Source organism: Eubacterium sp. CAG:156 (assembly GCF_000434315.1).
Classification (GTDB): Bacteria; Bacillota; Clostridia; order Lachnospirales; family Lachnospiraceae; genus Eubacterium_U; species Eubacterium_U album.
Window position 1 is genome coordinate 17,855 of record NZ_FR878170.1, and the last position, 11,294, is coordinate 29,148.

At 35.0% G+C, this 11,294-nt stretch carries 8 protein-coding genes; all 8 read left to right on the forward strand.

Going from position 1 to position 11,294, the window contains the following annotated elements; genetic code table 11:
• The coding region (locus ABMA45_RS07825; protein WP_348030090.1) for a hypothetical protein at positions 1-326 on the forward strand (326 nt) is incomplete at its 5' end.
• 169 nt (positions 327-495) lie between these two features.
• Complete coding sequence (gene dnaX, locus ABMA45_RS07830; protein WP_022089334.1) at positions 496-2,058, forward strand: DNA polymerase III subunit gamma/tau; 1,563 nt, start codon at positions 496-498, stop codon at positions 2,056-2,058.
• 1 nt (position 2,059) lies between these two features.
• Positions 2,060-2,401, forward strand: a complete 342-nt coding sequence (locus ABMA45_RS07835; protein WP_022089335.1) for a YbaB/EbfC family nucleoid-associated protein — start codon at positions 2,060-2,062, stop codon at positions 2,399-2,401.
• 10 nt (positions 2,402-2,411) lie between these two features.
• Positions 2,412-3,008, forward strand: coding sequence for a recombination mediator RecR (gene recR, locus ABMA45_RS07840; protein ID WP_022089336.1), 597 nt, complete (start codon positions 2,412-2,414; stop codon positions 3,006-3,008).
• Positions 3,009-3,056: 48 nt separating this feature from the next.
• Positions 3,057-7,643, forward strand: coding sequence for a tetratricopeptide repeat protein (locus ABMA45_RS07845; RefSeq protein WP_022089337.1), 4,587 nt, complete (start codon positions 3,057-3,059; stop codon positions 7,641-7,643).
• Positions 7,644-7,658: 15 nt separating this feature from the next.
• Positions 7,659-8,495 (forward strand): transketolase, encoded by an 837-nt coding sequence (locus ABMA45_RS07850; protein ID WP_022089338.1) that lies wholly within the window; start codon positions 7,659-7,661, stop codon positions 8,493-8,495.
• Positions 8,483-9,418: a transketolase family protein gene (locus ABMA45_RS07855; RefSeq protein ID WP_022089339.1), complete on the forward strand. Its 936-nt coding sequence runs from the start codon at positions 8,483-8,485 to the stop codon at positions 9,416-9,418. Before ABMA45_RS07850 ends, ABMA45_RS07855 begins: the two co-directional genes overlap by 13 nt.
• Positions 9,419-9,784: 366 nt before the next feature.
• The coding region (gene amt, locus ABMA45_RS07860) for an ammonium transporter (RefSeq protein ID WP_348030094.1) at positions 9,785-11,294 on the forward strand (1,510 nt) is incomplete at its 3' end.

Here is an 11,294-nt window from a genome sequence, read left to right on the forward strand (position 1 = left end):
TGGTTAAAATTTCAACATATATAACAATAAACGGGGATACAAGGGATGGATATTATATGGTGGATTTATATTCTCAAAAGGATAAAAAATGTATTTATAGTAGTGTAGTTCCGATTAGCGGAATAGTTGATGCATGGCAAATGTTTGAATTAGATGATGTTAAAGTGACTCCGGGGAATAAATATGAAGTAAGAATTTCAGTAGCAGGCGTGTCTGAAACATGTAATGTTAATATAGGAGTTATAAAAAATAATGCATCATTAAAAACAAAAATTAACAACAAATTGATTAATCAGGATTTAGCCTTAAGAGTTTATGGAAAATAGAATGAAAAATAGTCCCAAATATTGGATATATTCTAATATTTGGGATTTATTTTTGTTCCAAAATATTATATAATGAATCCAAAGGTATGCCCATTTATAGGAATGAAAACATTTTTATAAATACTAAGCATATTTTAGATTTAAAATAGACACAGGAAGGAGCGGGCTAATGTCATATACAGCTTTATATAGAAAGTTTAGACCGGCAACGTTTGACGAAGTAAAGGGACAAGATCATATTGTTAAAACTTTACAGAACCAGATTGAAGCCAATAGAATAGGCCATGCATATCTTTTTTGTGGAACACGAGGAACAGGTAAGACAAGTATTGCAAAGATATTTGCGAAAGCAGTTAATTGTGAACATCCGGTAAATGGAAGCCCATGTAATGAATGTGCATCATGCAAAGCTATTGCAGCAGGAAGTTCAATGAATGTAGTTGAAATCGATGCGGCTTCTAATAATGGTGTTGATAATATCAGACAAATTAGAGAAGAAATTCAGTACTCACCAGCGGATGGAAAATATAAGGTTTATATTATTGATGAAGTACATATGCTGTCTATAGGAGCGTTTAATGCGTTATTAAAGACATTAGAAGAACCACCGGCATATGTTATTTTTGTGCTTGCAACTACCGAACCACATAAGATTCCTATAACAATTCTTTCAAGATGTCAGCGATATGATTTTAAGAGAATCACTATAGATACGATAGCAGACAGACTTTCAGAATTGATGGAGAAGGAACAGGTTACAGTTGAAGATAAGGCAATCAGATATGTTGCAAAGGCAGCAGATGGTTCTATGAGAGATGCGTTAAGTCTTTTGGATCAGTGTATTGCTTTTTATTTAGGACAAACACTTACCTATGATAATGTACTTGAAGTGTTAGGTGCTGTAGACACAGAAGTGTTCAGCAAACTTATCAGAGGCATTATAAATGGAGATGTTGTTGGTAGTCTGCATATATTGGATGATATGATAATGCAGGGAAGAGAACTTGGACAGTTTGTAAATGATTTTATCTGGTATATGAGAAATTTATTATTAGTTCAGACATCAGATAATGTTGAGGATGTAATTGACGCATCCGCAGACAGAATCCAGGCATTAAAAGAAGAAGCGCAGATGGTTGAGACCGAAGTTCTTATGAGATACATAAGAGTTTTTTCGGATTTGTCAAATCAGATAAAATATTCTTCACAGAAAAGAGTTTTAATAGAAATAGCTCTTATAAAGCTTAATAAACCGGCAATGGATACGGATGTAAGTTCCTTATTAAACAGAATGGCTTTAATTGAAAATAAATTAGAAAATGGTGTTGTCGCAGTAAGCCCTACAACAACGCAAAGTGCCACACCGGAGAGGCAGTCACAACCTAAAAAGAAATTTGATAAGGCGATACCAAAGGATGTGCAGGAAGTTGCTGATAATTGGGGAATGGTACAAAAACATTTGCCAACACACTTTAGAGCATATTTTAAAGACGCAAGATTTAGTGTGAAAGGTGACAACATATTACTTGTTGTATTTAAACATGGTGCAGTAGGTTATAATCAGTGTAATAAGCCGGAAGTCATAGAAATGCTAAATACAATTATTAGCGAACAGATAAAGAAAGAAGTTACAGTTGAAGTACAAATGCTTGAAGATAATCAGAATTTTGCAGATGTATATCAGGAAGTAATCTCAAGAATAAACATGGATATTGAAGAGGAGGATTTTTAACATGGCAAGACGTGGAGGATTTCCAGGTGGCGGAATGCCACAGAATATGAACAATTTAATGAAGCAGGCTCAGAAGATGCAGAAGCAGATGGAAGAAGCTCAGGCAAATCTTGAAAGCCAGGAATTTACAACTACAGCCGGAGGCGGTGCAGTTGAAGTGACAATTACAGGTAAGAAAGAAATTACAAAAGTAAAAATTGATGAAGAAGTTGTAGACCCTGATGACATTGAAATGTTAGAAGATTTAATTATGGCTGCAGTAAATGAGGCAATCAGAACTGTAGAAGAAAATACAACACAGCAGATGTCTAAAATAACAGGCGGTCTTGGCGGATTATTTTAAGGAGTAGACATTGGATTATTACAGTGGATATATATCAAAGTTGATTGAGGAACTTTCCATACTTCCGGGAATTGGCGCTAAGACAGCGTCAAGACTTGCATTTTATATATTAGATATGCCACAGGAACAGGTGGAAGAGTTATCCCAATCAATTATTGATGCTAAGAAAAATGTAAAATATTGTAAAAAGTGTTTTACTTTGACAGATCAGGACATTTGTCCTATTTGCGCAAGTAAAGACAGAGACCATAAAACAATTATGGTTGTAGAAAACACAAAAGATATGGCAGCCTATGAAAAAGTAGGAGAATATAAAGGGGTATACCATGTATTACATGGTGCCATAAATCCTTTAATGGGAATTGGACAGAATGATATAAAACTTAAAGAATTATTTGAAAGATTAAAAGATGATGTAGATGAAGTTATAATTGCTACAAATTCCAGCGTTGAAGGTGAAGCAACGGCGATGTACATAAGCAAAGTCGTTAAACCTTTAGGGATAAAGATAAGTCGAATCGCCAGTGGAGTACCGGTAGGTGGAGATTTAGAATGTATTGATAACGTTACGTTACTGAGAGCGTTACAGGGAAGAGTGCAGATTTAGATTAAGTCATAATTCGCAACGGCGGATGAATGAAAGGTGTTTATCAAAATGGATAGAAATGAGTATAACTTTAAAATAGAAGAAATGAGGGTCGCTGTTCGTAATAAAGATTACGAAAGAGCAGTGCAAATCGCAGACTCTCTTGATTATAGAAGAGAAAAAGCAAATGACATTTTATCCCTAATAGCAGATGCATATGAAATGGCAAAGCAGTATGATAAGGCAAAGCAGGCTTTGATTATTGCTTATGAAAATACAAATACAGGAAGACATTTGGCTTATAGGTTGTGTTTGTTGTCAGCAAAATTACAGCAGTTTGATGAAGCAGAAGAGTTTTATCAGGACTTTGTTGAACTTGCACCTAGGGACAATGATAAATATATATTGCAGTATGAAATGCAGAAAGCAAAGAAGGCTCCAATTGGAAAACTAATAGAAATCCTTGAAAAGTATATTCAGGAAGATATGGAGGAAAAATGGGCTTATGAATTAGCTAAGTTATATCATGAAGCAGGAGATGAAGAAAGCTGCGTTGATATGTGCGATGAAATAAGCTTATGGTTTGCTGAAGGAAAGTATGTAAATAAGGCAATGGAGTTAAAGAAACTTTACAGACCTCTTACAAAGCTTCAGCAGGAGAGATATGACAATTATAGATTAGGCAGAAAGCCTTTACAAAAGATAGAAAAAGATGATAGAAAAGAAAACAAACAGGCAGGAGACATAGAAGATAACTTATCAATAGATAATGCCATCTCTGAAGATAAAGAGGAAGAATCAGTGTCGGTAAAGATAGCTGATGAGGTTATTGACGAGAGACCAAGTATTCCATTTATGATAAGAAAGGATAATTTTAAAGAAAGTATCAGAAAGCTTAAACATCCTGTTATAGAAAGTATTCACAAGTCAAATGACGAAAAGAAAGCCGAAGGTGAATCGGAACAAAAAGAACCGTTTGCACAGCAGAACAATCCTGATGTACAGGAGATATTTGTAAAGCAAAATGATCCTGAAATGCATGAGATTACTTTTGAAGATGAATTTGAAAAAGACGAATTGGAGTTAGAATCAGAAGAAAATTCAGAATCAGAAGAGAATCCAGAAGTGAACAAAAATTTGGAATCAGAAGAAAACTTGGAATCAAAAGAAAATGAGTTTATAGTCGATGAAGCTAATATTGAAGAAAGTTCTAAAGAAAAGTCAGATTATTCAGCTAAAGAAGCGACAGATGAAAGCGATGGCAAGTTGGATGTTGAAAAAATAGCTGTTGAAAACGATTCTACAGAAAACAATGTCGATAAAGAAGCGGAAACTATTTTTGATGGTAAAGAGAATGTTGATGCTATACAAGAAAATGATTCTGATGAAAAAAGTCTTAGTGAAGAAGATAATGCTTCAAATAACGAAAGCATAACTGATGATGAAGAAGATCAGATAGTTAAAAAGCAGAATACAGGACAATTATCAATAGAAGAAGTTTTACATAAACTTCAGGATAGGGGAATTCTTAAGGCGGACACAGTTGAAAAGGCAGTTAAGGCCTTAGATGAGGCAGAAAATATTGTCGAAAAAACAGAAGAAGATTTTGAAAAAATAAATCCTGACTATAAGAGAATTCAGTCGATACATGAAGGTCTTGGTATAGATGAAGAAGGACATGAACAGGAAATTGAAGAGACAGAGACAAATAACCAAGATAATGAGCAATATTTTGATGAAATTGAGATAAGTAATCAGGGAAAAGAGATACAGCATGCCGGTGTATCAGAATTTGAAAATCCTACTCATGATAAGGAACTTGGTGCAGACCACGAAAAAGAATTAGATATGGTTCAACGTGGACTTGAATCATTTGCAGCAGAAGCGGCAGCAGATGTATTTGTTCCTGATGTTGATACCGATGTTATAGAAGAGGAAATTAAATTCCAGACAGGTGAAATTTCATTTGGAACAATGGATTTAAATGAAATAGTAAACCAGTCTACTGCTCCTGAAAGACATAATGAAAAAAGAATTAATGTAAGTTCAAATGATATTTCAGATACGGTTCAATTAGAAAAGCATACATCTTCAATTCCAAATATGGATAATGAGATGACAGAAATAACATTGGATCCGATTGATTTTGAAAAAACAGATAATATTGAAAAATCACCTGAAACAAATGAAATTCCAAATTTTGATATTGAAGCTTTGGAAGATACAGAAACTGCAGGTGAAACAAAAGCAACACCGAATACCGATATGGATACTTTAGGTAATGAAGAAGCCGTAGGTGAAACAAAAGTAATACCAAACATCGACATTGAAGCTTTGGAAGATGAAGAGGTCGCAGGCGAAACAAAAGCAATACCAAACATCGACATTGAAGCTTTGGAAGATGAAGAAGTTACAGGTGAAACAAAAGCAACACCGAATACCGATATGGATACTTTAGGTAATGAAGAAGTCGCAGGTGAAACAAAAGCAATACCAAATATCGAAGAGGAATTGGAAAAGGCAGCTGAGTCAGAACAGACAAATGTACCAACATTGGATTTGGAATTCGATATGCCTGAGATAATTAGTGGTACAGATGATTCAGTATTAGGGAATCAGTTGCCGGAAGAAGATTTGGTAAATTACGACATAGAGGAAACTATTCAATATGAAAAGGAAGAACTTGAAGAATTAAATAATATTATAGATTCCGAAAGAATGATGAATATTGAAGGTGAGCCTGAGGAATTGCCAGAATATGAAGAGCCTGAGGTTGTTACAGAAAAGTTACCTAAAAAGCGTTTAAGTGAATTATCAGCAGATTTAGAGGAAATATTTAACAATGATATTATTGATTTCAGAGATATGCCTGCTGAAGAACTTGAAAGAGAACGAAGAGAGTCAATTTTAATTTCAGACATTGATAAAACAATGGAATTAGAAAGACCTAAGAGTATCAGTGATTTGGTAAAAGAGGCGGAGGAAAATATAATTTCTGAAGAGCCTGAATTGCTGGATGAACCTTTAGAAGAAACAGTTGGTGAGTCGGAAAGTGATACAATTGATGAAGACGCAGTTGAATCAACAGAGCCGGGAATGGAATCGCTAGGAAAAACGGAAAACAAACCTGTTGATGAATTAGAAAACGAATCAACAGAGGAGTTTGAAATAAATAGTACTGATGAATCCGAAAACGAATCTGCGGAAACAATAGAAGATTATGAAACAATTGATGACGTGGAAGAAGTTGAAGATTCAGAAGATGAACCTATAGAAGATATAGAGGAGTCGGAAGATGAATCGGCAGAGGATTTTGAAGAGCCAAAAGAAGATTTAGTTGAGGAAGAATTACAAGAAGATTCATCAGAAAATTTAACTAAAGACGAGCCAGAAGAAACAAAAAAATCAGAGATGGAAAATGTTGAAATGCCTGAAGTATCAGCTAAAATGGATAAGATTGCGCAGGAAATTGAAAGCATGCCGGAGATAAGCATACCGGGACTTGATATACCTAAGATAGAAATTCCAAATCTCGATTTACCTGATTTGAGCGATGAGGATGCATTAGAGTTAAGCGATTTGACGGATGTTGCGGATTCTAAAGAAGATTCAGAAGCAAAAGAAGATTCAGAATCAGTTGATGGGCTGGATGATAATGATGAAGTAGAAGATAGTAAATTAAAAGGATCATTAGATAAATCAGAAGATTATGTTGAATCAGAGCCAGAAGAAGTTGAACCTGCAGAGCAGGAATCAGAGTCAACAGAAGAGGTTGAACCTGCAGAGCAGGAATCAGATGCAGTAGAAGAAGGTAAAGATTCAGAACAGGAAACAGAACAGAAATCAGCAGAGAAAGAATCTGAAACAAAAGAAGAAAAAGATAATTCAGGAACAAAAATTGTAACAGATGAAGATATGAAGGTGTTTGCAAATTATACAAACATTGAAGGATTGGACGATACAATAAAATACACAATTGAAAAATTAGTCAAAGAATTTGTGCCTGATGGAAATTCTTCAAATGGAAACATAGCAATCAGTGGTGATGAAAAAAGTGGAAAAACTACATTGGCTATTGATATAATCAAGATGGTTAATGCAAAGAGAGGCAGAGCCGGAAGAAGAATTGCTAAAGTAAATGCGGAGGTATTAAACCGAAGAGGATTTACAGCTGCATTAAACAAACTTATGGGAAGCGATTTAATTGTAGAAAAAGCTACAGATTTGAATAGTGAGCAAATAGATGAGATAATTAAGTCTGCTAAACTTTATACAAATGACATGTTGATAGTTCTCGAAGGAGAAACTGATGCAATGGCAGATATGTTTGATGAGAATGAAGAGTTAAAACAGATTTTTGATTATCCTATTCTTATTAAGACTTATAATGTAAAAGAATGGGTAGCTTATGGTGTTCAATATGCTAAAGATAACGGCTTTAATATCAACGAGATGGGAATGCTTGCATTATTTAAAGCTATAGATGACTGGTATGGAACAAAGAAAGAAATCAGTCAGAAGGATGTTGAACAAATATTAGATGCAGCCATAAAAAGGGCAAAACATAAATTAGGCAGAAAAATCGTTGGTATTTTTAAAACAAAAGATAAAGACGATTTGCAGATATTAAAAGAAGCAGATTTTAATATTAAATAAAAGAAAGGAATTAAAATGGAAAATTTACAGCTTGAAAAAATAGCAAATGAAGTGCGTAAAGGTGTTATTAAAGGCGTACACAGCGCAAAATCAGGACATCCGGGTGGATCATTATCAGTAGCCGACATGTTAACATTTTTGTATTTCGAAGAAATGAATGTTGACCCTAAAAATCCTAAGATGGAAGACAGAGACAGATTAGTTTTATCAAAAGGTCACGTTGCACCTGCTTTATATGCAGTGTTAGCAGAAAAAGGATTCTTCCCTAAGGAAGATTTAACAACTTTAAGACATATCGGTTCTTATTTACAGGGACATCCCGATATGAAGCATACACCGGGTGTTGATATGTCAGCAGGTTCATTAGGACAGGGTGTTTCTGCAGCAGTAGGAATGGCTTTAGGCGCAAAGATTGATAACAAAGATTACAGAGTATTTGCAGTTACAGGTGATGGCGAAATTCAGGAAGGACAGATTTGGGAAGCAGCTATGTTTGCAGGAGCAAAGAAGTTAGATAACCTTACTGTTATTGTCGATAATAATAACCTTCAGATTGATGGAACAATTGAAGATGTATGTTCACCATACCCAATTGATAAGAAATTTGAAGCATTTAATTTCCATGTAATTAATATAGATGCTCATAATTTTGATGAAATTAGAGCAGCTTTAAAGGAAGCAAGAGAAACAAAAGGAATGCCTACAGCAATTATTATGAAGAGTATTAAAGGAAAAGGTGTTTCATTTATGGAAAACCAGGCTTCATGGCATGGTGCAGCTCCAAATGATGAGCAGTTTGAACAGGCAATGGAAGAATTAGAGAAAGCAGGTGAAGCATTATGTCAGAAGTAAAGAAGATAGCAACAAGAGAAAGCTATGGTAATGCACTTGTAGAATTAGCTAAAGAGCATGATAACGTAGTAGTATTAGACGCTGATTTAGCAGCAGCTACAAAGACAGGCATTTTCAAAAAAGCAAACCCTGACAAATTCTTTGACTGTGGTATTGCAGAAGCAAATATGATGGGGATTGCAGCAGGACTTTCAACAACAGGTAAAGTTCCTTTTGCAAGTACATTTGCTATGTTTGCAGCAGGAAGGGCTTACGAACAGATTAGGAATGAAATTGGATATCCACATCTTAATGTAAAAATAGGAGCTACACATGCAGGTATTTCTGTAGGTGAAGATGGAGCTACACATCAGTGTAATGAAGATATTGCTTTAATGAGAACAATCCCTGGAATGACAGTTATTAATCCATGTGATGATGTAGAAGCAAGAGCGGCAGTAAAGGCAGCATATGAAATTGACGGACCTGTTTATTTAAGATTTGGACGTTTGGCTGCACCTGTATTAAATAAAGAAGATTACAAGTTTGAAGTAGGTAAGGGTGTAACAATGCGTGAAGGTAAGGACCTTACAATTGTTGCAACAGGACTCATGGTATCTTCAGCTTTGGAAGCAGCAGAAAAATTGGCACAGGATGGAATTGAAGCTACAGTAATCAATATTCATACAATTAAGCCATTAGATGAAGATTTAATTGTAGAATCAGCAAAGGCTACAGGTAAAGTAGTAACTGTTGAAGAACATTCAGTTATTGGTGGACTTGGAAGTGCAGTTTGTGACTGCTTAAGTGCAAAATGTCCTACACCTGTTACAAAAATTGGTGTTCAGGATGTTTATGGACATTCAGGACCGGCTGTTGAGTTGTTAAAAGAATTTGGTTTAGATGGCGAAGGCGTATATAAATCAATTAAAGAAATAATGTAAAAGATGTAACAGACATTAAATTTTTTAAGGAATATATGAATAAAATAAACGTCAAATTAAAATAATTAAATGTCAATTTAAAATACAAAAGGATTTGTATTATAAAATAAGCAAAATCGATTTTTAGTTGAAATTTAAAAAATCATTTGCTAGAATACAGTGCATGATAAGAAATGCAAGGGCGCAGACGTAAGAAGTCAGTGCCCTTGTATTTTTTTTTATTAGTAATTATACAGTAATTAATATTTACCGGATGATTACAAATGAGAAGAAAAACTTCTCAGAACTTGGAAAGTGTTTCCCCTTTAAAAATGCTTTCTTAAGTAAAATCTATAGGACAATGAAAAAAGAATGGAGGAATTAGTTATGGACGCAAATGAAATTTTGGATGCAGCTACAAGTAGTAGTTTTGCAATTTGGTTCTTAATTGGTGCAAGTTTAGTATTCTTTATGCAGGCCGGTTTCGCAATGGTTGAAACAGGATTTACCAGAGCAAAGAATGCAGGTAACATTATCATGAAGAACCTGATGGATTTTTGTATTGGTACTATAATGTACATTGTTTTAGGTTTTGGACTTATGATGTCAGAAGATTATGTAATGGGAATTATCGGTATTCCAAATCTTGACATCTTCACAAATTACAGCAACTTTAATTGGTCGCAGTTCGTATTTCAGTTAGTATTCTGTGCAACAGCAGCAACAATTGTTTCAGGAGCTATGGCTGAAAGAACAAAATTCAGTGCTTATTGTGTTTACTCAGCAGCAATCAGTTTGATTGTATATCCTATTGAAGCAGGTTGGGTTTGGAACTACGGCGGAAACGGATGGTTACAGAAATTACATTTCGTAGATTTCGCAGGTTCAGCAGTAATCCACTCAGTAGGTGGTATGGCAGCTTTAGTCGGAGCAATTATTCTTGGAGCCAGAATTGGTAAATACACAAAGAAAGCAGATGGAACAATTATTTCAAATGCTATCGGTGGACATTCAATAACACTTGGAGCTCTTGGATGTTTTATCCTTTGGTTTGGATGGTATGGATTTAACGGTGCAGCTGCAACAAACACAGACAGTCTTGCATCAATCTTTATGAATACAACAATCGCTCCTGCAACAGCAACAGTTGTATGTATGATATTTACTTGGATTAAAGATGGAAAACCTGATGTAGGTATGTGCTTAAATGCATCACTTGCAGGTTTGGTAGCAATTACAGCAGGTTGTGCTTCAGTTGATACAATTGGTGCTTTAGTAATTGGTGCAGTTGCAGGTATTTTAGTAGATGTAGTAGTAGAAGTACTTGATAAGAAGTTACACATTGATGACCCTGTTGGGGCAGTTGGTGTTCACTGGGCAAACGGTGTTTGGGGAACAATTGCAGTAGGCTTATTTGCAACAGGTAAAGGCGATACAGTTCAGGCATTTGCAGATGGTTCTTATTACGCAGGTTTATTCTACGGAGGTGGAGCAAAATTATTAGGAATTCAGATTTTAGGTATTGTTGCAATTGATGTATATGCAGCAATTATGATGACAATTGTATTCCAGCTTATTAAACATACAATAGGACTTAGAACAACAGCAGAAGAAGAAATTATTGGTATGGATATATCAGAACATGGTCTTGCATCAGCATATGCAGACTTCCTTCCTACAACACCTTCATACATGGGTGAAAGCGTAGGAGCAGTAGATGTAGCAAATCTTGAACCTGCTACATTATCAATTGGTGAAGCAAAACCAACTGGAAAATATACAAAGATTACAGTTATTTGTAATGAAGATAAATTTGGAATCCTTAAAGATACAATGGCAGCTATCGGTGTAACAGGTATGACAGTTATCCAGGCAATGGGCTGTGGTGTTGAACAGG

What these genes read in the sequence shown, in the direction of transcription:
- ABMA45_RS07850 (WP_022089338.1), top strand. Translation starts at nt 7,659, where the DNA reads ATGGAAAATTTACAGCTTGAAAAAATAGCAAATGAAGTGCGTAAAGGT.
- ABMA45_RS07845 (WP_022089337.1), top strand. Translation starts at nt 3,057, where the DNA reads ATGGATAGAAATGAGTATAACTTTAAAATAGAAGAAATGAGGGTCGCT.
- ABMA45_RS07835 (WP_022089335.1), top strand. Translation starts at nt 2,060, where the DNA reads ATGGCAAGACGTGGAGGATTTCCAGGTGGCGGAATGCCACAGAATATG.
- dnaX (WP_022089334.1), top strand. Translation starts at nt 496, where the DNA reads ATGTCATATACAGCTTTATATAGAAAGTTTAGACCGGCAACGTTTGAC.
- ABMA45_RS07855 (WP_022089339.1), top strand. Translation starts at nt 8,483, where the DNA reads ATGTCAGAAGTAAAGAAGATAGCAACAAGAGAAAGCTATGGTAATGCA.